The following is a 23,033-nucleotide window of genomic DNA, read 5'->3' on the forward strand; positions in this document are numbered from 1 at the left end:
GCCCGGCCGCCAGCACGCCCAGGGGCCGGTGCTGGGGCGTGACGATGAAGTGGGTGGTCCCGCCCATGTCGTTCAGCGTGACCGCGCCCTCGCCGCGCCTCGTGATCACCAGGTTGCCCCGCATGGCCTTGCCCGACTCCTCCCACTCAGGGCCGAACTCGATGTCCGCCGCCTCCTTGATCAGGAACTCGGAGCACTCGTCCCGCAGCAGCCTGGCCAGGAGCGGGTCCGGGTGCGGCACGTCGAACACCACCTTGTGCGGCGGCTCCGAGCCGGTGCTGAGGTGCGCCACGACCGTGGCGGGCTGCACCTCGGGCAGGCCCTTGGGGAGGCAGTTGGCGGGGCCGAACGTGATGCGCAGGTCCGTACGCTCGGTCTTCTTGATGGCGCTGTCGATCCGCTGCGCCGGGAGCGTTTTGAATGAGGGCGTGACGAGCTGGACGTCGGCGAAATAGACCGGTGTGTCGGTGGTATTGCGGACGGCCACCTCGATCGCGTGCACGGGCTCGTCTGAACGCCATTGCGCCAGCGAGACGGATACGCCGCCGGGGGGCTTCGCGGAAGGCTGGGCGGGCGGCTCGGAGGAGCCGCAACCGGTGAGGAGTACCGCCATCACGAGGGGAACCGTAAAGCGCTTCACCCACCGCACATTAAGCGTCCTTGCGCAGGTCCCGTAAGTTGAGGAGTGATTACGACTCCGCATCCAAGTGCCGACAGTTCCTCAGCGCATCTAGTTGGAGCACGCTGCGGTTTTATACGTTTCCTGCATTCGTTCGGGAACGCTCGGCGGTGCTGACGGATCCCGGCCTGGAAATGAAGGAGACACTTCATGATCCGCATTGCTCCCGTGGGGCGGGCGCTGGCTGTCGTGGCTGCCACCAGCCTCGCCCTGACAGCCTGCGGCGGTGGCGGCGGCGACACCGCCACGCAGACTTCCCAGTCTGCCGCGCCATCCTCGTCGGCGCCCGCCGCCGCGCAGGGCGACGGCACCCTGACCCTCGGCACGCTGCTGCCCCAGACCGGTTCGCTGGCGTTCCTCGGCCCGCCCGAGATCGCGGGAGTCAACCTCGCCGTCAAGGAGATCAACGAGGCCGGTGGCGTGCTGGGCAAGCCGGTCACCAAGTACGACACGGACTCGGGTGACACGACCACGAACATCGCCTCGCAGTCGGTGGACAAGCTGCTGGCGCAGAAGGCCGACGCCATCATCGGCGCCGCGTCGTCGTCGGTGTCGGAGTCGGTGATCGACAAGATCACGGGTGCGGGCGTGGTGCAGTTCTCGCCGGCCAACACCTCCGACAAGTTCACCACGATCAACGACAAGGGCCTGTACTTCCGTACCTCGCCGCCCGACAAGCTGCAGGGGCGCGTGCTGGGCGACCTCGTGGTGTCCGACGGCAACGACACGGTCGGCATCCTCGCGATGCAGGACTCGTACGGCACCGGCCTGGCCGACCAGGTGCAGAAGACCGTCACCGACGGCGGCGCCGAGGTCGTCGAGCGCGTCGACTACGACCCGAAGGCGGCCGACTTCTCCGCCGACGTGGCCAAGATCAAGGCGAAGAACCCGAAGGGCATCGTGCTGATCGGGTTCGAGGAGACGGCGAAGGTCGTGGCGGAGCTGGTCAAGCAGGGCCTGCCCGCGGACAAGCACAAGTGGTACATGGTGGACGGCAACACGTCCAACACGAACTACGTGAAGATGCCCAAGGGCACGCTCGACGGCGTCAAGGGCACGATCCCCGGCGCCGCGGCTCCTGAGGAGTTCCAGGCGAAGCTCAAGGCCATCGACCCCAAGCTGCAGGACTTCAGCTACGCCCCCGAGTCGTACGACGCGGCGAACCTGATCGCGCTGGCCGCCGAGGCCGCCAAGAGCGACGCCGGCGTGGACATCGCGGCCAAGCTGGCCGAGGTGAGCAAGGGCGGCGAGAAGTGCAAGAGCTTCAAGGAGTGCGTGGACCTGCTGAAGGCCGGTAAGGACATCGACTACGAGGGCGTCAGCGGCCCGGTCGAGTTCAACGACGCCGGTGACCCGGCCGTCGCCACCATCGGCATCTACCAGTACGGCGCGACCAACAAGTACGCCACCAAGGCGCTCGAGTACCGCACCGGCAACATCGCCGGCTAGTACCGTCGCCTCACACGGAAGGGCCCGGCCGCCATGGCCGGGCCCTTCTCGTCGTTATCCGCATCCCGCCACGATCTGGTCGGCGGCCACCCGGTACTGCTTGAGCAGCGCCACCTGACGCTCCCGCGGCACGTCGTTCCTGGACAACCCCGCGGTCGTGGTCTTGATCGTCTGCACGGCCCCCTTGAGCGAGTCGGGCATCCGGTCGCCGAACTCCAGCGTGATCCCGCGCAGCTCGGCCAGGCGGCCGATCACGGCGTCCTCGAAGTACTGCTGGTCCTCCTGGCCCTTCGGCTTCAGCATGAGGTTGGCGTACCCGATGGCGGAGACCACGCGGGCGCAGGGGCTGTCGGTCGGATCCCCGCCGGTGCTGTACTTCGACGCGGACGAGGCGTTGTCCTGGCAACCGACGAGCAGGACGGGGATGATGAGCGCGACTGTCGCTAAACGTTTCACAGCAGTCATTAAAAAACGGCGAAGGGGCCCCGCGGGAGCCCCTTCGCCGTCTTGATCCTGATTTACGCCTTGGCCAGCGTGCCGAGGTACAGCTCGATGACCTTGGGGTCGTTGGCGAGCTGCCGCCCGGTGCCGGTGTAGGCGTTGCGGCCCTGGTCGAGGACGTAGCCGCGGTGGCAGATCTGCAGGCAGCGGCGGGCGTTCTGCTCCACCATGATCACCGTGACGCCCGCCTTGTTGATCTGCTGGGCCTGGATGAACACCAGGTCCTGCAGCTTGGGCGACAGGCCGGCCGACGGCTCGTCGAGCAGCAGCACGGACGGCTCGGTCATGAGGGCCCTGGCCATCGCCACCATCTGCCGCTCACCGCCGGACAGGGATCCGGCGCGCTGCTTGCGCCGTTCCTTGAGCGCCGGGAACAGCTCGGCGACGAACTCGAAGCGCTCCTTGAACTTCCCCGGCACCTGGAAGGCGCCCATCTCGAGGTTCTCCTCGATGGTGAGGCTGGGGAAGACGTTGTTGGTCTGCGGCACGTAGCCGACGCCGCGGGAGACCAGCGAGTGGGCCTTCATGTTCGTGATGTCCTCACCCTTGAGCAGCACCGTGCCGCTGCGGATGGTGACCAGCCCGAACATGGCCTTGAGCAACGTCGACTTGCCGGCGCCGTTGGGGCCGATGATGCCGATCAGCTCGCCCTCTTTGACGTAGAGGTCGGAGCCGTTGAGGATGTTGACGCCCGGCAGATAGCCGGCGATCAGCTCGTCGCACCGCAGCACGGCGTCCTTGGCGCCCTCCAGGTGGGCGCTGCGGTCGGTGACGGCCGCCTTGGATTCAGGCACGGTCACTTCTGCGTCTCCTCTTCGATCTCGGCCTCCAGCGCCGCCTCCGCCTCCTGGAGCTGGCTCTCCAGCTCGCTCTCTGACAGCGGCGCGTCGTGGTGCGCCCCGAGGTAGGCGTCGATCACGCGCTCGTCGGACATGATCGTCCCGGGTGGCCCCTCCGCGATGACCGCGCCCTGCGCCATGACGATCACCCAGTCGCTGATGTCGCGGACCATGTCCATGTCGTGCTCCACGAACAGCACCGTCATGCCCTGCTCGCGCAGGTCCTTGACGTGGCCGAGCAGCGACTGGGTCAGCGCCGGGTTGACCCCGGCCATGGGCTCGTCGAGCATGACCAGCTCGGGCTGGACCATGAGCGCGCGGGCCATCTCCAGCAGCTTGCGCTGGCCGCCGGACAGCGACCCGGCGAAGTCGTCGCGCTTGGCGTCGAGCTTGAACCGCGTGAGCAGCTCCTCGGCCCGCTCGGTGATCGTGTCCTCCTGGCCGCGCCAGGAGCTCGGCACGAGCGCGCGGAAGAAGTTCTCGCCCTTCTGCTGCTGGGCGCCCAGGCGCATGTTCTCCAGCACCGTCAGGCGGGACAGCGCCTTGGTGAGCTGGAACGTGCGCACCATGCCGGCGCGGGCCACCTTGTGGGCGGGCACGCCGTTCATGGACCGCCCGTTGAACGTCCAGGAGCCGGAGTCGGCCGTGTCGAACCCGGTGAGCTGGTTGAAGAACGTGGTCTTGCCGGCGCCGTTGGGGCCGATCAGCGCGGTGATGGAGCCGCGCTGGATCTCGACGTGGCCGACCTCGACGGCGGTCAGGCCGCCGAAGCGGCGAACCACGTTGTCCACGACGAGGATGGGGTCGGGCTTGGGCACGCCGGGGTCGTGCGCCAGGTCCTTGAACGCCGCCAGGGCCGCGGCCTTGCGCTCGGTGGTGGTGGTTTCAGCGTGCATCGATCGCTATCTCCCTCTTGTCACCGAAGATGCCCTGTGGCCGGAAGATGAGCAACAGGATCAAGCCGAGGCCGACCAGGATCCAGCGCACGGCGCCGACCTGGTTGACGTCCAGGAAGGTGATGTACCCCGCGCCGACCGCCTCGGAGAGCACGCCGTAGACGAGGACCAGCAGCACCCAGAAGAGCATCGAGCCGACGACGGGGCCGAGCACGCGGGCGGCGCCGCCGAGGATGACCATCGTGTACATGTAGAACGTGGTCTCGGTGCCGAACACGTCGGGCTGTACCGAGGCGTAGGCCAGACCGTAGATGAAGCCGCCGAGAGCGCCGATGGCGCCGCCCAGGATGAGCGACTGCATCTTGTACGAGAAGACGTTCTTGCCGAGGCTGCGCACGGCGTCCTCGTCCTCGCGGATGGCCTTGAGCACGCGGCCCCACGGGCTCTTCATGAGCAGGTAGACCATGGCGCAGGCCAGGGCGATCAGCACCCAGCCGACGAGGATGACCCACAGCTGCCGGTTGTTGAAGAACAGGGGCACCGGGCCGAGGTTGAAGCCGTACTGCCCCTCTGGGAACGGGTTGAGCGCGTAGAAGCCGTCGGAGAAGCCGCGCTGGCCGTCGGAGCCGCCGAAGACGTCCTTGAACGCCACCGAGCGGAAGATGAGCCGTACGATCTCGGCGGCCGCGATGGTGACGATGGCCAGGTAGTCGGCGCGCAACTGCAGGGTCGGTATGCCCAGCAGGATCGCCAGGAGCACCGCGGCGACCAGGCCGACGATGATGCCGAGCCAGAACGGCAGGCCCAGGACGGTGACGGTGACCGCCAGGCCGTAGCCGGCCACGCCCATGAAGGCGGCCTGGCCGAAGTTGAGCAGGCCCGTGTAGCCGAAGTGGATGTTGACGCCGATGGCGGCGATTCCGTAGAGCACCGTCTCGACGCCGACCGCGGCCTTGAGGGTGGTGCTGATGATCGTGATCCAGTCCATTCTGATCCTCCCCCGATCAGCCGATCCGCTCGCGGCGGCCCAGGATGCCCTGCGGCCGGATGAGGAGCACGATGATGAGTACGACCAGCGCGCCGACGGACTTGAGCTCCGGCGGCACCCACAGGGTGGAGACCTGGACGAACAGGCCGACCACGAGTGAGCCAACCAGCGCGCCGAACGCGGTGCCGAGCCCGCCGAGCGTCACGCCGGCGAAGATGAGCAGCAGGACGTCCTGGCCCATCGTGTATTTGAGGCTCTGCGACAGGCCGAGCATGATGCCCGCCAGCCCGGCGATGGCGCCGCCCGCGGTCCAGATGATCCGGATGACCCGGTCGACGTTGATGCCGGACGAGGCCGCGAGCGCGGGGTTGTCGGCCACGGCGCGAGCAGCCTTGCCGGTGCGGGTGCGCAGGAGCGCCACGCCGACGATGACCAGGACCGCGAGCTCGATGCCCATGGCGACGAAGTTCTTCGGGGCCGCCGTGATGGGGCCGACCTCGATGCCCGGCTGCGCGGTGTACTGCGCATAGGCCTCGTTCTGGCCGCCGAAGAAGATCAGGAACACATAGCGGAGCAGGAGCGCCACGCCGATCGAGATGATCATCATGGCGATGGTGCCGGTGCCGCGCCTGCGCAGCTGGCCCCAGAAGAAGCGGTCCTGGAAGTAGCCGAGTATGCCGGCGACCACGACGGCGATCAGCGCGGCGGGGATGAGATGCAGCCCGAAGCCCACGTTGAACGCGTAGGCGAGGATCGCGCCGAGCGTGACCAGCTCTCCGTGGGCGAAGTTGGTCAGGCCGGTCGTGCCGTAGATGAGCGAGAGACCGAGCGCCGCCAGCGCGATGATCAGGCCGAGGTTGAGCCCCTCGAACGTCAGCTGGGCGGCCTGCTCCCAGAACGTGGTCTCCCCGCCGGTGTCCGCCTGCTGCTGACCCGGGGCGCCCTTGGGCTGGAGCGCGAACAGGACCGTCGAGCAGTTGCCCTCGAAGACCGTCGGCGTGCGGACGTTGTTGCCGCCCCGCACTTCGGCGTTCTTCGGAAGGGTGCTGACATCCAGGGTGACCTTGTACTTGCCTGGTTTGTCGACCTGAACGTCCCACGTGCCCTGTGCGTTACTTGTGACCTCCTTGACCGGTTGTCCGCTCTCGGTGGTCACGGCGATTTTCGCGCCGTTCACTGGCTGGCCTTGGAGTTTGAGTGTTCCCCTCAGTCCCTGGCAGTCGGCCGTACTCGCTTGGGCGGGTACGGCCAGCAGGAAGACGAGTCCACCCAGGAAGGCCGTGAACGCGATCACGGCTCTGCGCAATGGTGCTCCCTCAAGTAGGTCAAGGCGGGGTTGTGCCCCTCCATCTCGACACGCGGGCATCGCAGGCACAACTGGGATGCTGTGGCGGGAGCTTATTCTGGTGTCGCCCGGTTCAGTATCGTTCGTCACCAATTAGTGACATGTGCGTGTCACTCATGTGAGGAAACAACAAGCCTGGTCAGGGGCTAAATCGGGGTAGACGCCTGGCGCTTTGTGATACGAATGGGTAACGATCGCCCGGAAACGTGGACGAGCCCGCGGGGTGGCCTTTGGGGCCGTGTAAGGCTTCCCCGGCCGTACACGTTATCTACTGGGCCTTCCCGCGGGCTCGCGTTCGGACCACCGTAGCGACCCACAGGCGCTGCGCGCAAAGGGACGGAAGTTTCACCTGTCACGCAGCATGCACGTGAGGCGAGAGGTGCAGACGAGTTTTCCCCGCTCATCGGTGATCTCGATGCCGTACGTCGCCAGCGTCCGGCCGCCGTGCAGCCTGGTCGCGACACCGGTGACGAACCCGGAGGTCGCAGGGCGGTGGTGGGTGGCGTTGATCTCGATCCCCACCGCGATGCGCTCGGGGCCCGCGTGGATGGCCGCCGCCACCGAGCCGAGCGTCTCGGCCAGCACCGCCGACGCCCCGCCGTGCAGCAGGCCGTAGGGCTGGGTGTTGCCCTCGACCGGCATCCGGCCCACCACCCGCTCGGGGCCGGCCTCGAGGAACTCGATGCCCATGCGATCGGCCAGAGTGCCCTCGTGTGTGGCGCCGTACACCGAGAAGTCCAGGGGGTTGGTCTGCGTCAAAGGGACGTCTCCACTCTTCCGAGCTCAGGTTTTCTGTCGCACACGCAGACTAGGCTGCGTGTGTGCCGAAGAGTGAAGTGACCCCCAGCCGCCCGCGCCTTTTGCTGCTTGACGGGCATTCCCTGGCCTACCGCGCGTTCTTCGCGCTGAAGGACGCCAACCTGATGACCACCGACGGTCAGCACACCGAGGCGGTCTACGGGTTCACCTCGATGCTGACCAACGTCCTGCGCGACGAGCAGCCGACCCACGTGGCGGTGGCCTTCGACAGGTCGGAGCCGACCTTCCGCCACGAGGCGTACTCCGAATACAAGGCCAACAGGAGCGAGACGCCCGAGGACTTCCGCGGTCAGATGCAGCTCATCTTCGAGCTGCTCGACACCTTCCGCATCCCGCACCTGTCCAAGGCCGGCTTCGAGGCCGACGACCTCATCGCCACGCTCGCCACCCGCGCCTTCGAGCAGGGGATGGACGTCCTGATCGTCACCGGCGACCGCGACGCGCTGCAGTTGGTCAACGAGCACATCACCGTCCTGATGACACGGCGCGGCATCAGCGACATGACGAGGTTCACTCCCGAGGCGGTCGTGGAGAAGTACGGCCTGACCCCGGCGCAATATCCCGACTTCGCCGCCCTGCGCGGCGACCCCAGCGACAACCTCCTGAGCATCCCGAGCGTGGGGGAGAAGACCGCCGCCAAGTGGGTGCGCGAGTTCGGCTCGCTGACCGCGCTGGTCGACCGGGTCGACGAGGTCAAGGGCAAGGTCGGCGACAAGCTGCGCGAGCACGTCGCCCAGGTGCTGATGAACCGGCGGCTGACCGAGCTGCTCCGTGACGTCCCGCTCGAGGCCGACCTCGGCGACCTCACGCAGGGCACCTGGGAGCGCGAGGAGATCAACAAGCTGTTCGACAGCCTGCAGTTCCGCGGCGAGTTGCGCGAGCGGGTGTTCAAGGTGTTCGGCTCCGGCGAGCAGGAGCCGGACCAGGGCTTCGAGGTCGAGACCGTGCTGCTCGGTCCCGACCGGGTGGCGGGCTGGCTGTCCGCGCTGCCCGAGGGCCGGGCCGGGCTGGCCTTCAAGGGCGCCTACGGCAGCGGCACGGGCCGCATCGACGGCATCGCCGTCGCCTCGCCCGACGGCACCGCCGCCTACATCGACCCCGTCAAGCTCACCGAGGCCGACGAGACGGCCCTGCGGGCCTGGCTGGCCGACGACACCAAGCCCAAGGCCGTCCACGACGCCAAGGGGCCCATCCTGGCGCTCTGGGCGCAGGGCCTGGAGCTGCGCGGCCTGAGCTGCGACACCGCGCTCGCGGCCTACCTGGCGATGCCGGGCCAGCGCACGTTCGCGCTGGAAGACCTGGCCAGGCGCTACCTCAACCGCGACCTGCGGGCCGAGGAGGAGTCCACCGGGCAGGCCGCCCTGTTCGGCGACGACGAGGACGCCCCGGCCAAGGACCTCGCGCTGCGCGCCCACGCCGTGCGCGAGCTGGCCGAGGCGCTGGAGCGCTTCCTGGCCGGCCGCGGCGGCACCCAGCTGATGACCGACGTCGAGCAGCCGCTGCTGGCCGTGCTGGCCGAGATGGAGCGTGCGGGCATCGCGGTCGACGGCGAATACTTCGCGGGGCTGGAGACCGAGTTCGGGGCCGCGGTCAAGCACGCCGTGGAGGAGGCCCACCGCGCCGTCGGCGAGCAGTTCAACCTGGGCTCGCCCAAGCAGCTGCAGGAGATCCTCTTCGTCAAGCTCAACCTCCCCAAGACGAAAAAGATCAAGACCGGCTGGAGCACCGACGCCGACCAGCTCGCCTGGCTGGCCACGCAGACCGATCACGAGCTGCCGACGATCATGCTGCGCCACCGCGACCAGCAGAAGCTCCGCACCACCGTCGAGGGCCTGATCAAGGAGATCGCCGACGACGGGCGCATCCACACCACGTTCAACCAGATCATCGCCGCCACGGGCCGGCTGTCGTCGGAGAAGCCCAACCTGCAGAACATCCCGATCCGCACAGCCGAGGGCCGCCGGATCCGCCAGGGCTTCGTGGTCGGCGAGGGCTACGAGACGTTGCTGACGGCTGACTACAGCCAGATCGAGCTGCGCATCATGGCCCACCTGTCAGGCGACGAGTCGCTGATCGCGGCCTTCGAGTCCGGCCACGACTTCCACCAGGCCACCGCGGCCAGGGTGTTCGACCTGCCGCCCGAGCAGATCGACGGCGAGCTGCGGGCCCGCATCAAGGCCATGAACTACGGCCTGGCCTACGGCCTGTCCGACTTCGGGCTGGCCGGCCAGCTCAACATCCCGGTGGCGGAGGCGCGGGCGCTGAAGGAGGAGTACTTCGAGGAGTTCGGCGGCGTGCGCGACTTCCTGCACGCCATCGTCCAGCAGGCGCGCTCCGACGGCTACACCGAGACGATCATGGGCCGCCGCCGCTACCTGCCCGACCTCACCAGCGACAACCGCCAGCGCCGCGAGATGGCCGAGCGGATGGCGCTCAACGCCCCCATCCAGGGCTCGGCCGCCGACATCATCAAGGTCGCCATGCTCAACGTCCACCAGGCCATCCGCGAGGAGGGGCTGACCTCCAGGATGCTGCTGCAGGTCCACGACGAGCTCGTGTTCGAGGTGGCGTCAGGGGAGCTGGAGCAGCTCACGCAGCTCGTACGCGACCAGATGAACGCCGCCTACCAGCTGCGGGTTCCGCTGGAGGTGTCCGTGGGCGTCGGGCGCACCTGGGAGGACGCGGGACACTGAATTTTTTGGGTAGATCTGCACTAGCCTGAACGTAATTTCACCGAGCGGTCGGGAGTTCTGTGCGGATATCAGCGTCCCTCACGCGGATCATCGGCATCGCGAACGTCGTGGTGGTCACAGTGGCCGTCATCGGCTTAGGCCTCTTACCCGGCGACAGGCGTCCGCAGGCCAAGGTGAGGACCGTGGCCAAGGTCCAGGGCAGCGTCGAGCCGCCGAACCCCTCCCCGGTGGGCGAGCCGCCGGGGATTGTGGCCACACCCGACTTCGCCCGGCAGGTGCACGCCAACGAGGCCGGGCTGGTGCCGGTGCTGATGTACCACCGGATCCTCGCCAAGCGGCTGGCCTCGATCGACCGGACGCCGGACCAGCTCAGGAAGGAGCTGGAGAAGCTCGCCAAGCAGGGCTACGTGCCGATCACCGCCAGAGAGTTCGCCACCGGCGACATCAGGGTGCCGGCGGGGCGGTTCCCCGTCGTGCTGACGTTCGACGACGGGCACCCGAGCCACTTCGCGCTCGACGCGAGCGGCAACCCCAAGCCCGACACGGCGGTGGGCATCATTCAGGAAGTGGCCAGGAAATACCCCTCTTTCCGGCCGGTCGCCACCTTCTGGGTCAACCGGGAGCCGTTCGGGCTGGTCGACAGAGGGGCCCAGGCAGCGGCCGTGAAGTGGCTGGTCGACCACGGCTACGAAGTGGCCAACCACACCTGGAGCCACCCCAGCCTGCGCGTGCTCAGGAAGAAGAAGGTCCGCGAGCAGATCGTCCGGCTCGAGCGCCTGATCGAGAAGCTCGGCGCGCCCCCCGCCAAGACCATGGCGTTGCCGTACGGCTCGGTGCCCCGGCCGAAGAAGCTCGCCCGCACCGGCTCCTGGGACGGCACCCGTTATGATTTCGCCGGCGTGTTCCTCGCTGGAGCCGAGCCGTCGCTTTCGCCCTACGCGAAAAAATTTGACAGGGGAGCGATCCAGCGCATCCAGAGCAACGGCAAGAAGGGCGAGTGCCGCAAGTGGTGCTCGCAGTACTGGCTGGAGTGGCTGAACAAGCACCCCGGCGAGCGCTACGTCTCCGACGGCGACCCGGACCGAATCTCCATACCGGAGAAACTTCGGGGTAATATCATCGCCAAGCGTGGGCTCCAGGTCATCGCGTATTGATTGCCCCCTGGATTGACCGCGTGGCCAACGTCTCATATGCTGATCGCTGCGCTGTGGGCTCGCGCGCGCCTCAGACGGAGCGGGCTCGCGCTCGGTCACGTCGATGTCGTAATTCCTCGGCTTGATGCGGAAGAGGGCCTGCCGCGCATCCGCCACATCGACATCCTGTCCGCGTTCGGAGCAATTCCACACATGACGTCCAGCACTGAGGCCACCTCGAGCACCCCGCAGGTAGCGGTCAACGACATCGGGTCCGAGGAAGCCTTCCTCGCGGCGATCGACGAGACCATCAAGTACTTCAACGACGGCGACATCGTCGAGGGCACCGTCGTCAAGGTCGATCGAGACGAGGTTCTTCTCGATATCGGCTACAAGACCGAGGGTGTCATTCCCTCGCGTGAGCTTTCGATCAAGCACGATGTCGACCCTGCTGACGTCGTGGAGGTCGGGGAGCACGTCGAAGCCCTGGTTCTCCAGAAGGAGGACAAAGAGGGCCGCCTGATCCTGTCCAAGAAGCGTGCGCAGTACGAGCGCGCCTGGGGCACGATCGAGAAGATCAAGGACGAGGACGGCATCGTCACCGGCACGGTCATTGAGGTCGTCAAGGGTGGTCTCATCCTCGACATCGGCCTGCGTGGCTTCCTCCCGGCGTCCCTGGTCGAGATGCGCCGTGTCCGCGACCTGCAGCCGTACGTCGGCCGCGAGCTCGAGGCGAAGATCATAGAGCTCGACAAGAACCGCAACAACGTGGTCCTGTCGCGCCGCGCCTGGCTCGAGCAGACGCAGTCGGAGGTTCGCCAGACGTTCCTCAACACCCTCCAGAAGGGTCAGGTCCGCAAGGGCGTCGTCTCCTCGATCGTCAACTTCGGCGCCTTCGTCGATCTCGGCGGGGTCGACGGCCTGGTCCACGTGTCCGAGCTGTCCTGGAAGCACATCGACCACCCGTCCGAGGTTGTCGAGGTCGGCCAGGAGGTCACGGTCGAGGTCCTCGACGTCGACATGGAGCGCGAGCGCGTCTCCCTGTCGCTCAAGGCCACCCAGGAAGACCCGTGGCAGCAGTTCGCCCGCACCCACCAGATCGGCCAGGTCGTTCCGGGCCGCGTCACCAAGCTGGTGCCGTTCGGCGCGTTCGTCCGGGTCGAGGAGGGCATCGAGGGCCTGGTCCACATCTCCGAGCTGGCCGAGCGCCACGTGGAGATCCCGGAGCAGGTCGTCCAGGTCGGCGACGAGATCTTCGTCAAGATCATCGACATCGACCTCGACCGTCGTCGTATCAGCCTCTCGCTGAAGCAGGCCAACGAGGGCGTCGGGGCCGAGGTCGAGTTCGACCCGACCCTGTACGGCATGGCGGCCACCTACGACGACCAGGGCAACTACATCTACCCCGAGGGCTTCGACCCGGAGACCGGGGAGTGGCTCGAGGGCTTCGACAAGCAGCGTGAGGAGTGGGAGCGGCAGTACGCCGAGGCCCAGACGCGCTTCGAGGCTCACAAGAAGCAGATCGAGGACGCCCGCAAGGCGGAGGCGGAAGCGGGCGAAGCCGAGCCGTCCTCCTACAGCGGCGAGTCGCAGGCTCCGGCGGGCGGCTCCACGTCGGCCCCGGCCGGCGGCGCCCTCGCCTCCGACGAGGCTCTCGCGGCTCTGCGCGAGAAGCTCGCCGGCGGCCAGAGCTGACCATCTGGCTCTGACTGAGTTCCTTTCCGGAAGGCCCCGCACCCGACGTGGTGCGGGGCCTTCCGCCTTTTGCGCACGGCTCGCTTCGCGCGCGAGGGGCCTTCTAGAGGCTCGCCCGCGTGGTGGTGCGGGTGTTTTCGGACGCTCGCCTGCGCCAGGGTGCGGGCTTCGCCTGCCGGGCGGGAGGGGCGGCGCTCGATGCGCGAGGCGCCGCAGTGCCGCGGGTGGGGGCGAGCGGGTGGCGCGCTCAAAGTCGGTGCGAATGCGGAACGAATCTTGCCGCATGGGCTCCTATGGTCGTCCCCATGGAACAGATCAAGTCATTCCGCATCGACATCCCCCAGGAAGACCTCGACGACCTGAGGGCGCGGCTGCGGCGTACGAGGTGGGCGCGCCAGCTGCCCGGCGGGTGGAGCAGGGGCGTGCCCGTGGCGTACCTGCGCGAGCTGGCCGAGTACTGGGCCGACGGGTTCGACTGGCGGGCGCAGGAGGCCAGGCTGAACGCGTTCCCGCAGTTCACCACCGACATCGACGGGCAGGAGATCCACTTCCTGCACGTGCGCTCGCCCGAGCCCGAAGCGCTGCCGCTGATCATCACTCACAGCTGGCCGAGTTCCGTCGCCGAGTTCCTCGAGGTCATCGGTCCGCTCACCGACCCCCGAAGGCACGGACTCGACCCCGGCATCGCCTTCCACGTCGTCGCGCCCTCCCTCCCGGGATTCGCCTTCTCGCCGTTCCCCGAACCGGCCGACGCGCGGCCGTGGAGCATCGAGCGGGTGGCCCGTACGTGGGCCGAGCTCATGCGCAGGCTCGGATACGAGCGGTACGGCGCGCACGGCAACGACGCCGGGGCGCTGGTCACGCCGCAGCTGGCCGCCCTGGACAGCGAGCACGTCGTGGGCTCGCTCATCACGGCCGGGCTGGGCATCCCCACCGGGGACCCCGCACAGCTCGAAGGGTTCGGCAAGGAGGAGCTGGCCGAGCTCGAGGAGATGACGGCGTGGATGACCGGAGGCAGCGGGTACGGGCCCTACCTGGCCGCCAGGCCGCAGACGCTCGCGCACGGGTTCGCGGACTCGCCGGTGGCGCAGCTCGCGTACCTGGTGGAGAGGTTCAAGGAGTTCGACGGGTGGGGTTCGGGCGCCGAGCCGATCGACCGGGACCTGGTGCTCACCAACGCGAGCGTCTACTGGCTGACGGACACCGGCGGATCGTCGTCGTGGACGTACTACGAGGGCGCCGCCGGGCTGCCGATCCACCAGAGCGCCGTGCCGACCGGTGTGACGCACGGCGGGTCCGCGCTGATGCGGCGGATCGCCGAGCGGGACAACGACATCGTGTACTGGGGCGACGCCCACAGCCCCAGCCACATGGTCGCCATGGCGGCGCCGGACCCGCTGGTGGCGGGCATACGCCACTTTTTCCGGACGATCCGCTGAGCGGGCCGTAGATTTTACCTGGAGGTCCTCGCGAGCCCGCCACCCGCCGGGTCCGGCGCTGCCAGACTGACGGGCGCTGTTGACACCTACGGACGCTCAGGGGCGATGCGGTGGGCAAGGCTCAGCGGGTGACCATCCTCGTGACGGCTGTTCTGGCCGCCGCCGCCGCGGTTGCGCCGGCGGCGAGGGGCGGGGCCTCCTCGGCCCCTCTCCAGTGGCAGGACTGTGGCGACGGGTTGCAGTGCGCCAAGCTGTCCGTGCCCGTCGACTGGGCCAGGCAGCGCGCGGCCCGTACCGAGATCGATCTCGCCCTGATGCCCGCGCAGGACCCGGAGCACAACTTCGGCGCCCTGGTGGTGAACACCGGCTATGGCCCGACCATCGAGGCGGTGCGTGCTCAGCCCGACACCGTGAGCGAGCTGACCAGGTGGTTCAACGTGGTGCTCGTCGAGTCGCGCGGACTCGGCGACAGGGGGAGCGCGGCCATGGTGCACTGCTCCGTGGCGCAGCCCGACCCGCTACGCCTGCTCCTCGCCCCTGGGAAGGCCGCATGGCACTCCTACGCCCGCGACAACGCCGCCTACGACAACAGCTGCCGGGAGGCCGCCGGGGCCCTCTACGACGGCCTCACGTCCTGGCAGGTCGCTCACGACCTCGAGGCCCTGCGCGCCGCGCTCGGCGAGCCGCGGCTGCGCTACTTCGGCTCCTCCTACGGGGCCGTGTACGGGCAGGCGTACCTGGAGCTGTTCCCGCACCGGACCGGGCGGATGTACCTCGAGGGCGGGCTCGACCACACCGAGCCCAACCTGGAGCAGCGGCTGACCTCCGAGGCGCGGGCGGCCGAACAGCGGCTCATCGCCTTCCGCGACTGGTGCAGGACCAGCCTGAGCTGCCCGCTCAACGGCGATGACGCCGTGTCGGTCCTCGACGACCTGCGCCACCGCACGCCGCTCAGCGCCGGCCCAGGGCACACGGTGAAGACCAGGCGGCTCCTGGCCGCCGTCAACGCCGGGCTCGCCCCGCAGCACTGGCCGGCGCTGGCCCAGGCCCTGTCCGCGGCCAAGGACGGCGACGCGAGCACGCTGGCCGCGATGGCCACCGTGACCGCGCCGACACCGCCCGGGACGGTGGCGGGCTCCATGTTCTGCCACGACTTCATGCCCGCCGTGCCGGGCTACAAGCGCTTCCTCGACATGGAGACGCGGCTGCGCGAGGTGGCGCCGCGGGTCGGGTGGATGGCCGCCCGGTACGAGATCGCGCGCTGCCTGGGCATACCGCGGCAGGCCGCCCCCAGCTGGCCCCCTCACGCGCCGGACGTGCGCAACGGCCGGCAGGTGCTGGTCGGCGTCGGGCGGCTGGACACCTCCGCCCAGCCGCTCGGGGAGATCCCCGGGGCGCGGGTGCTGTGGCACGGCGACGGGCCCGGCGCGTACCTGCTCCAGGGGGCCGACAAGCTCCGCGCGACCTGCCTGCGTACGCACGTGCACGACTACCTCGTCAACGGTGTTCTGCCGGACAAGGACACCTCCTGCCCCAGAGAGCTCAGCGCGGGCATGTATTCGTGACGAGTGGCGGTAGTGTGCTGCCCGTGCTGATCGAACGGGCGGTGGCGGCGGACGCGGGCGAGATCCTCACCGTGCAGCGGGCGGCCTACATGAGCGAGGCCCAGCTGTACGGCGACCCGTACATCCCGCCGCTCGTCGAGTCGCTCGAGCAGGTCCGCAAGGTCATCGAGGGCGCCGTCGTGCTCAAGGCGCTCGACGCGGGCCGTGTCGTCGGGTCGGTGCGCGGGCAGGTGTCAGGCACGACCTGCCTGGTCGCCCGCCTGGTCGTCGCCCCCGACCGCCAGGGCCAGGGCCTCGGCACGGCCCTGCTGACTGCCCTGCACGAGGCCGTGCCGGAGGCGGAGGCGTTCGACCTGTTCACGGGTCACCTGTCCGAGGCCAACCTCAAGCTCTACCGTCGCCTCGGCTACCGGGAGACGCACCGGGAGCGGATGGACGACCACCTGACGCTGATCCACCTGCGTAGGCAGCCAGATCGATCCCCTCCTCCGCGGTGATCACGGCGCGGCCCATGTCGTCGTCCACCCAGGTCCACCCCCACCGCCACTCAGAACCGGCGGGATGGTCGGCGTTCAGCCGGTCGAGCACGGACTGGAGGGCGGAGGCGGGCACGACGATCTGGTGGGGGATCAAGCGTGCGCCATCGTCGGGGATCGGCTGCACACCTGCTCGGCGATCGTGAATTTGTACCTATTTGGGTGAATGGCGGCTTTGGTGTTCCCTCCGACTGCCGAGATTGACATGGAGAGGTCAGGGGCGCGAGCCGGGGCGCCGATGGTGCACCGGCTCGCGCACTACGGCTTACCGAACATGGAGTGATCGCCATGACACGAGGACTTCTCGCGGCAGCGCTGGCGCTGACCGCCGCCACCGGTACTGTCGGCGCATCCGCCTACACGCCTCCGTCGTCGCCACGGGTGACTTCATCCACCCAGCAGGCGGGGACGCCGACGCCGACAGCTAGCGCGAGCCCGGTCGGGCCGGGCTGCGCCTCGATCAAACAGAGCCTTTCCGGCATCGCCGACAAGGGGCTCGGCACTGCCGTGGCTCAGATTCCCGAGTTGTCTATGTTGTCACAGGCAATCAAGACCGCCGGCTGGCAGAAGAAGCTGAACTCGGCCAGGCATCTCACGCTCTTCGCGCCGGACAACCAGGCCTTCCAGGCGATCCCGGCCAAGAAGCGAGACAAGATCATGGCCGACAAGCAAGAACTGACCAAGATCCTCTCGTACCAAGTGGTCCAGGGTAGAAAGACCCCGGCCGAGCTGAAGGGCGCCACGCTCAAGACCCTGCAGGGCGGCGAACTGAAGGTGAAGGGCTCCGGCAAGAACGTCACCGTCAACAACGCCAAGATCGTCTGTGGCAACGTGCCGGCCCGCAACGCCACCGTCTACATCATCGACAAAGTCCTCATGCCGCACTGATCCCAGGCCAGGACGACCGAGCGTGATCACCAGGCGAGGCCTCGTCTGGTGGATCACGCGCCGTCTGACATACGGAAATGATCGTCCTTCGGCCGGAGAGGCTAACTCGCACCTGGGACAGTGACGTTCTGCTCCTTGAAGTCGTAGCCCGTCCCGATGGCGTTGTGCTGCAGGCTGTCGATGGTGCTCTTGCCGGCCTGGAGGTCGGCCGGCGTCGCGCTGCCTCCCTTCAGCTTGTCGGTGAGGCTGGTGAACCTGGCTTCGACGGCCTCGACGCCCTTGCAGAGGGTGGGATTGGCCGTGGCGAAGCGCTTGGCCACGTTCAGTTGATGCAGGGCGAAAGCGCCTGCTACTGCTGCCTTGAGGAACGTCCGCTTCCGCTTCTCCGCCCCGGCTTGGAAGCCTCCGCTGCGCAGGGGTTTGTAGATGTAGCGATGGAAGGCGCCCAGCGCGAGGCCGGCGTGGAGCGCGAAGCGGGTCTTGGCAAGCCGCTTGGCGTTGCCTGCCGTCGGACAGGCGGTCGTGTGCTCACTGTCAGTACCCGCGAGCTGTGTGGCGACCACCGCTGGATTGGCGGTGCTCGCGCTGTCGGGGGGCAGTGCGGCGGTCGTGTTGCCGCCACAGCCAACGAGCAGTACCACTGTCAGCGAAGTCGCTGCCGCATGCGCGCCAACGGATCGGATACTCACTGAAGCCACTTTTCCCCCATGATCTATTTGATTTCGCGGCACACCGGTCCGCCTCCCCCGGGACATCCCGGACATCCGAGTGCCGCAGGTCCAGGTGCTCCTCGCCCTCGTCATCGGACGCGTCCCTTCCCCTCAAGCGACAGCGGTCCTCGTACGGCGCCGCCGGTGGGATGATCTCCGGATAACGCGGGTGACGCTGCGTGTCCGTCGTATGACTAGGTTGCCGCCCTGGTCGTTAAGTAAGCGTGCTTTTGCCACGTCCGGGCCACGCCAGCACCCTCGCCAGCCGGGCACTTTGGAGCCGACTGACCATTGAGGCGTTACGGCCTTCGGGGTCCTTCGCCCGGAACGCCGCGCCCACTCCTACACCGGCGTCATCAGTCACTCGGTCAGCTGAGCGGTGGCCTGCCGGCTCATGACGCTCGACGGCGGCTCTGGCGGCCGCGGACGGTGGTGGCCAGGCAGGTGTCGCCGAAGGGGATCCGGGGGTTACTGCGGCAACCCCCACGCCAGAGCGGCGCAGGTGGCACTGACGGCTACGGTGCGGGGTGCGCCAGGAGTCAGTGTTCTAGTGACGGCACCCGGTGGCGCGCGGTCCAGCCTCATCCCGGCCAGTACCCGCGCCGCCACGAAGTCGCCGGCCGGCAGGGCGAGGACGACGTGTTGCGGCTTCACTCAGTCGTCTCCCACGGCCGCTGGCCTGCTCGTGCGCGGCCCATACGATCGCGGACTTCATACCTGCGATGATGACCCCGTAGGCTTTCCTCGTGTTGAAGATAGGGCTCACGGGCGGGATCGGATCCGGCAAAAGCGAGGTGTCGAAACGGCTCGCGGCCAAGGGCGCCGTCGTGATCGACGCCGACCGGATCGCGCGCGAGGTGGTCGAGCCCGGCACGCCGGGGCTGGCCAGGGTGGTGGCCACGTTCGGTGACGAGGTGCTCTGCCCCGACGGGTCGCTCAACAGGGAGAAGCTCGGATCCATCGTCTTCGCCGACTCCGAGCGGCTCGCCGCGCTCAACGCGATCGTTCACCCGCTGGTGGGGGAGCGGGTGGCGGAGCTGCAGAGCCGGGCGGCCGACGACGCGATCACCGTGTACGACGTGCCGCTGCTCGCGGAGAACCACCTGGCGCCCATGTACGACGTGGTCATCGTCGTCGACGCGTCCGACGAGACCCGCATCAGGCGCCTGGCTGAACACCGTGCCATGCCCGAGGCCGACGCCATGGCCCGCATCGCCGCCCAGGCGAGCCGGGAGGACCGGCTGGCCGTCGCCGACATCGTGATCCTCAATGAGGGCGCGCTCGACGAACTGGACGCCCGGGTGGACGAGGTCTGGGAGGAGCTGACCAGGCGCGCCGCCCGCGGCTGAGCCCCTAGCCGAGCAGGTGGCGGGTCAGTTCGTAGAGGCGGCGGGCGTTCTCCGGGTCGAGGGTCGGCAGTGACGGATCGACGGGGGTACGCCGGTCGTAGGCGAGCAGGCCCTTGCCCGGCGGGTCGTCCATCAGCTCGATGATCGGCTGGATGCTCTTCTCCACCGGCTGGCCCATGAGCTTCGCGAGCAGCTTGATGATCGTCTTGGTGGGCTGCTTCAGGCTGCTCGTGCCGCTGTCGGTGAAGCCGGGGTGGTGCAGGAGGTAGCGGGTGCGCCCGTCCGGGTGGTTGGCGGTGTACGCGACCCCCAGCAGGTCGGTGGCGCGGCCGCCCTGGAGCATGGCCTGGATGGAGCCGTAGCCGCGCTCCAGCGACAGGTCGTCCCAGTGGATCGCGCCCTTGGTGATGCCGACGCCGCAGATGTTCACGATCATTGGGCTCTCGGCCTGCTCCAGCAGGCCGGTCAAGCCGTAGCTGAGCAGGAAGCGGCTGACGTAGTAGAGGGCGAAGGTGGCCTCGAAGCCGTCGGGGGTCTCCACCCGCCGGGAGAAGTGGCGTATCGCGGTGAGGACCAGCCCGTCCAGGGCGTCGTGCCGCGCCTTGACCTCCTCGATCACCCGTACGTTCGCCGCCACCGAGCTCAGGTCGGCCTGGATGAACGCGGCCCGGTCCCCGGCGCCCATGCGGGCAGCCTCGTCGAGGACCAGCCGGCCCTTCTCCGGGTCGCTGCCCACGACCGTCACCCGGTCGCCTCGGCGCAGGAAGTGCAGGGCCAGCCCGCGCCCCATTCCGGTTGTGCCACCCGCCACGACATATGTCCCCATATTTCATCCTTTAAGTCATCGAACGCTGACTTGGGGAACGTAGCACAGCCGGGGCGTACAATGTCAACGGTCGATGACTACGGGGAGGAGCCCGCGTGCCGAAGAGAGATCGGGAGGCCACCCGGGCGCGCCTGCTGGAGGCCGCCAGGCTGCGCTTCGCCCGCGAGGGCTACGACGCCACCAGCGTCCGCGACATCGCCGGGGACGCCGGCGTGGACGCCACCCTGATCTTCCGCTACTTCGGCTCGAAGAAGGGGCTGTTCGACGAGGCCACCGCCGACATCCCGCAAGATCTGCTGGAGGGACCGCAGGAGGAGCTGGTCGCCCGCATGCTGCGTACGGTCGTCTTCGCCGACTGGGCCACGTACGGCGGGGAGCACCCCCTGGTCGCCATGCTGCGCTCGTCGGCCCATGAGGACACCAGGCAGCGCATCCGCCAGGAGGTCTGCGACACGTACGTGCGGGCGCTGGAGGATCTGGCGCAGGGCGAGGACACGCAGCTGCGGGCGGAGCTGCTCAGCGCCTGGCTGGTCGGCATCGGCATCCTGCGCTCGGTGGTCGCCACCCCCGCCCTGGCCGGGGCCGCGGCGGCGGACCTGGCGCCGTACGTGGAGACCGTGGCCTCCGGCCTGCTCGGCCGCCCGATGTCCGGCACGGCGGAAGACCCGTCCGCGGAACGGCGAGCCCCAGGAGTCTCAGAAGGGTGAGTCGAGCGGCACCTGCCGCACCCCCGGCAGGTAGGCGTCGAGCTCGCCCAGCTCGAACCGCGACATCCCGATGACGTGCCAGAACTGCCCCGCGGGCTCCCCTTGGATCTTGTAGCGGCCGTCGGGCGCCAGCGCCGCCCACCCCTCGGTCAGCCCGAGCAGGGTCGCCCGCCGCTCGCCGCCCTCCCAGAGGATCACCACGCCGTCGTCGCCCGCGCTGGCCAGCAGGTCGGAGACGGGGCTGAAGGCGACCGACCACACCCGCCGGGCGTGCCCGGCCAGCTCGTGCAGCGTCCGCCCGGTCGCGGTCTCCCAGACCCGCACCACCAGGTCGTCGCCGCCGGTGGCCAGCCGGTCGCCCGAGGCGTTGAACGCCACGCTCCACAGCCGCCCCTCGTGCCGGAGCTCGTGCACCAGCCGGGGCTGCCAGGCCTGTCCGGGGCGCAGCTCCCACAGCATCGCCCGGCCGTCGTTGCCGGCGCTGGCCAGGTGGCGGCCGTCGGGGGAGAAGGCCACCGAGTAGACCCGGTCGGTGTGCCCTTCGAGGGTGGCCACCCGGCCGCCGGAGGCCACGTGCCACAGGCGTACGAGCTTGTCGTCGCAGCCGGTGGCCACGTACTCGCCGTCGGGGCTGAACGCGATCGAGCGGACCCGTCCGCGGTGGTCGGCCAGGTTGCCCGCCAGCCGCCCGGTCGGGCGGTACCAGATCCTGACGCTGTCGTCGTCATTGGCCGTGGCCAGCAGGTTGCCGTCGGGGCTGAACGCCTCGGCCCAGACGTGGTCGGTCTCGGCGTGCAGCTCGCGCTCGTAGTCGCCGGTGGTGGCGTTCCAGAAGTGCACGCCGCCGTCGTTGCTGGAGGTGGCCAGCACCGGCCCGGCAGGGGAGAACAGGGCCGAGATGAGCCGATCGGCCGTGCCGGTGAACTCCCGCAGCCGCCGTCCGGTGCGCGGCTCCCACACGCGCACGACGCCGTCGTTGCCGCTGGTCGCCAGCATCGACCCGTCGGCGCTGAACCTGACGGACGAGATGCGCCGCCCGTGTCCGCGCAGCACCCGCTGGCACTTGCCCGACTCGGGGTCCCACAGCCGCACGGTGCCGTCGTTGCTGCTGGTGGCCAGCTGCTGCCCGTCGGGCCGGAACACGAACGGCCAGACCGAGCTGCGGTGCCCCGTCAGCTCGACCCGCCGGCCGCCGCCGATGGGCTGGAGCCGTACCACGCCGCCCGAGTCGCCGCTGGCGACCGTCTGCCCGTCGGGGCTGAACGTCACCTGATAGACGGCCGCCGCGTGCGTGGTGTGCACGCCCAGCGACTCGCCCGACGCCTCCCACACGCGCACGCCGCCCGCCGTGTCTCCCGTGGCCAGCAGCGAGCCGTCGGGGGAGAACGTCACGCAGTAGACGCTGCCCGCGTGCCCGGTCAGCACGTGCTGCGGCGTCCATGTGGCGGTGTCCCAGAGGCGTACGGTGCCGGCCTCGTCGCCGGTGGCCAGCAGGCGGCCGTCCGGGCTGTGCACGGCGCGGTAGACGCTGCCGCGATGGCCGTCGAGCGTCTCTTTCACCTGCCCCGACGACAGGTCCCAGACCCGCACCACACCGGCGGCGTCGCCCGTCACCAGCGTCGAGCGGCCGAACGACGCCGTGTAGATCGGCGCCCGGTGCCCGCCCAGCTCGTGCGCGAGCCGCCCGGTGGCGGTCTCCCACACCCGTACGACGCCGTCGCCGCCTCCTGCCGCCACCAGGTCGCCCGAAGGGCTGAGGCGTACCGGCCAGACGCCGTCGGCGTGGCCGGTCAGCCGCCGCAGGCGCTCGCCGGTGAGCGCGTCCCACAGCACCAGGGTGCCGTCGCTCGCGCCCGTGGCCAGCAGGTCGCCGGCGAAAGTCACCGCGTAGACGCGGCCACGGTGCCCCTGCAGTGTGCGCACGGGCGCGCCGCCGACGCAGAGCAGCACGCCGCCGTCCTCGTTGCCGATGGCGA

Annotated in this window: 20 protein-coding genes; 10 read left to right on the forward strand and 10 right to left on the reverse strand. The window is 69.0% G+C overall.

Going from position 1 to position 23,033, the window contains the following annotated elements:
• Nucleotides 1-616 (reverse strand): hypothetical protein (locus tag AB0J09_RS25355; RefSeq protein WP_360695759.1); only part of this gene is annotated, 616 nt, incomplete at its 3' end.
• A 213-nt stretch (nucleotides 617-829) separates the two neighbouring features.
• On the opposite strand from AB0J09_RS25355, the gene AB0J09_RS25360 reads away from it, so the two are divergent.
• Nucleotides 830-2,128 carry an ABC transporter substrate-binding protein gene (locus AB0J09_RS25360; RefSeq protein ID WP_360695762.1) on the forward strand — a complete coding sequence of 433 codons (1,299 nt, stop codon included), beginning with the start codon at nucleotides 830-832 and terminating at the stop codon, nucleotides 2,126-2,128.
• Nucleotides 2,129-2,182: 54 nt separating this feature from the next.
• Here the strand turns inward: AB0J09_RS25360 and AB0J09_RS25365 are convergent, their stop codons facing one another.
• From AB0J09_RS25365 to AB0J09_RS25390, 6 genes are all read right to left on the reverse strand, one after another.
• Nucleotides 2,183-2,584 (reverse strand): hypothetical protein, encoded by a 402-nt coding sequence (locus AB0J09_RS25365; RefSeq protein ID WP_360695765.1) that lies wholly within the window; start codon nucleotides 2,582-2,584, stop codon nucleotides 2,183-2,185.
• A 62-nt stretch (nucleotides 2,585-2,646) separates the two neighbouring features.
• Complete coding sequence (locus AB0J09_RS25370) at nucleotides 2,647-3,423, reverse strand: ABC transporter ATP-binding protein (RefSeq protein ID WP_360695809.1); 777 nt, start codon at nucleotides 3,421-3,423, stop codon at nucleotides 2,647-2,649.
• 2 nt (nucleotides 3,424-3,425) lie between these two features.
• The gene (locus AB0J09_RS25375; RefSeq protein WP_360695768.1) at nucleotides 3,426-4,364 is read right to left on the reverse strand and encodes an ABC transporter ATP-binding protein; all 939 of its coding nucleotides are present in this window, start codon (nucleotides 4,362-4,364) and stop codon (nucleotides 3,426-3,428) included.
• Nucleotides 4,354-5,352 (reverse strand): branched-chain amino acid ABC transporter permease, encoded by a 999-nt coding sequence (locus AB0J09_RS25380; protein WP_360695771.1) that lies wholly within the window; start codon nucleotides 5,350-5,352, stop codon nucleotides 4,354-4,356. The genes AB0J09_RS25375 and AB0J09_RS25380 overlap by 11 nt, the downstream gene beginning before the upstream one ends.
• Before the next feature lie 16 nt (nucleotides 5,353-5,368).
• Nucleotides 5,369-6,658, reverse strand: coding sequence for a branched-chain amino acid ABC transporter permease (locus AB0J09_RS25385; protein ID WP_360695774.1), 1,290 nt, complete (start codon nucleotides 6,656-6,658; stop codon nucleotides 5,369-5,371).
• A 384-nt stretch (nucleotides 6,659-7,042) separates the two neighbouring features.
• Nucleotides 7,043-7,387: a hotdog fold thioesterase gene (locus AB0J09_RS25390; protein WP_360695812.1), complete on the reverse strand. Its 345-nt coding sequence runs from the start codon at nucleotides 7,385-7,387 to the stop codon at nucleotides 7,043-7,045.
• A 131-nt stretch (nucleotides 7,388-7,518) separates the two neighbouring features.
• On the opposite strand from AB0J09_RS25390, the gene polA reads away from it, so the two are divergent.
• From polA to AB0J09_RS25425, 7 genes are all read left to right on the forward strand, one after another.
• On the forward strand, nucleotides 7,519-10,209 hold the full coding sequence (polA, locus tag AB0J09_RS25395) for a DNA polymerase I (RefSeq protein ID WP_360695777.1): 2,691 nt from the start codon (nucleotides 7,519-7,521) through the stop codon (nucleotides 10,207-10,209).
• A gap of 59 nt (nucleotides 10,210-10,268) precedes the next feature.
• Nucleotides 10,269-11,363 (forward strand): polysaccharide deacetylase family protein, encoded by a 1,095-nt coding sequence (locus tag AB0J09_RS25400; protein ID WP_360695781.1) that lies wholly within the window; start codon nucleotides 10,269-10,271, stop codon nucleotides 11,361-11,363.
• A gap of 192 nt (nucleotides 11,364-11,555) precedes the next feature.
• The gene (gene rpsA / locus AB0J09_RS25405) at nucleotides 11,556-13,037 is read left to right on the forward strand and encodes a 30S ribosomal protein S1 (RefSeq protein ID WP_360695784.1); all 1,482 of its coding nucleotides are present in this window, start codon (nucleotides 11,556-11,558) and stop codon (nucleotides 13,035-13,037) included.
• A 305-nt stretch (nucleotides 13,038-13,342) separates the two neighbouring features.
• Nucleotides 13,343-14,476 (forward strand): epoxide hydrolase family protein, encoded by a 1,134-nt coding sequence (locus AB0J09_RS25410; protein WP_360695787.1) that lies wholly within the window; start codon nucleotides 13,343-13,345, stop codon nucleotides 14,474-14,476.
• 128 nt (nucleotides 14,477-14,604) lie between these two features.
• Nucleotides 14,605-16,041, forward strand: a complete 1,437-nt coding sequence (locus tag AB0J09_RS25415; protein WP_360695790.1) for a hypothetical protein — start codon at nucleotides 14,605-14,607, stop codon at nucleotides 16,039-16,041.
• Nucleotides 16,042-16,067: 26 nt separating this feature from the next.
• A complete protein-coding gene (locus tag AB0J09_RS25420; protein WP_360695814.1) occupies nucleotides 16,068-16,538 on the forward strand; it encodes a GNAT family N-acetyltransferase in 471 nt (156 codons plus the stop codon).
• Nucleotides 16,539-16,865: 327 nt separating this feature from the next.
• On the forward strand, nucleotides 16,866-17,465 hold the full coding sequence (locus AB0J09_RS25425) for a fasciclin domain-containing protein (RefSeq protein ID WP_360695793.1): 600 nt from the start codon (nucleotides 16,866-16,868) through the stop codon (nucleotides 17,463-17,465).
• A 101-nt stretch (nucleotides 17,466-17,566) separates the two neighbouring features.
• Here the strand turns inward: AB0J09_RS25425 and AB0J09_RS25430 are convergent, their stop codons facing one another.
• Nucleotides 17,567-18,154 (reverse strand): hypothetical protein, encoded by a 588-nt coding sequence (locus AB0J09_RS25430; protein WP_360695796.1) that lies wholly within the window; start codon nucleotides 18,152-18,154, stop codon nucleotides 17,567-17,569.
• A gap of 767 nt (nucleotides 18,155-18,921) precedes the next feature.
• On the opposite strand from AB0J09_RS25430, the gene coaE reads away from it, so the two are divergent.
• Nucleotides 18,922-19,524 (forward strand): dephospho-CoA kinase, encoded by a 603-nt coding sequence (gene coaE / locus AB0J09_RS25435; protein ID WP_360695799.1) that lies wholly within the window; start codon nucleotides 18,922-18,924, stop codon nucleotides 19,522-19,524.
• A gap of 4 nt (nucleotides 19,525-19,528) precedes the next feature.
• On the opposite strand, the gene AB0J09_RS25440 is transcribed toward coaE, so the two are convergent.
• Nucleotides 19,529-20,350 carry an SDR family NAD(P)-dependent oxidoreductase gene (locus AB0J09_RS25440; RefSeq protein WP_360695801.1) on the reverse strand — a complete coding sequence of 274 codons (822 nt, stop codon included), beginning with the start codon at nucleotides 20,348-20,350 and terminating at the stop codon, nucleotides 19,529-19,531.
• Nucleotides 20,351-20,445: 95 nt separating this feature from the next.
• On the opposite strand from AB0J09_RS25440, the gene AB0J09_RS25445 reads away from it, so the two are divergent.
• Nucleotides 20,446-21,057 (forward strand): TetR family transcriptional regulator, encoded by a 612-nt coding sequence (locus AB0J09_RS25445; RefSeq protein ID WP_360695804.1) that lies wholly within the window; start codon nucleotides 20,446-20,448, stop codon nucleotides 21,055-21,057.
• Here the strand turns inward: AB0J09_RS25445 and AB0J09_RS25450 are convergent.
• Nucleotides 21,046-23,033 (reverse strand): WD40 repeat domain-containing protein (locus tag AB0J09_RS25450; RefSeq protein WP_360695806.1); only part of this gene is annotated, 1,988 nt, incomplete at its 5' end. The two genes, AB0J09_RS25445 and AB0J09_RS25450, sit on opposite strands and share 12 nt — an antisense overlap.

The organism is Nonomuraea sp. NPDC049784, from assembly GCF_040659615.1.
GTDB lineage: Bacteria > Actinomycetota > Actinomycetes > Streptosporangiales > Streptosporangiaceae > Nonomuraea.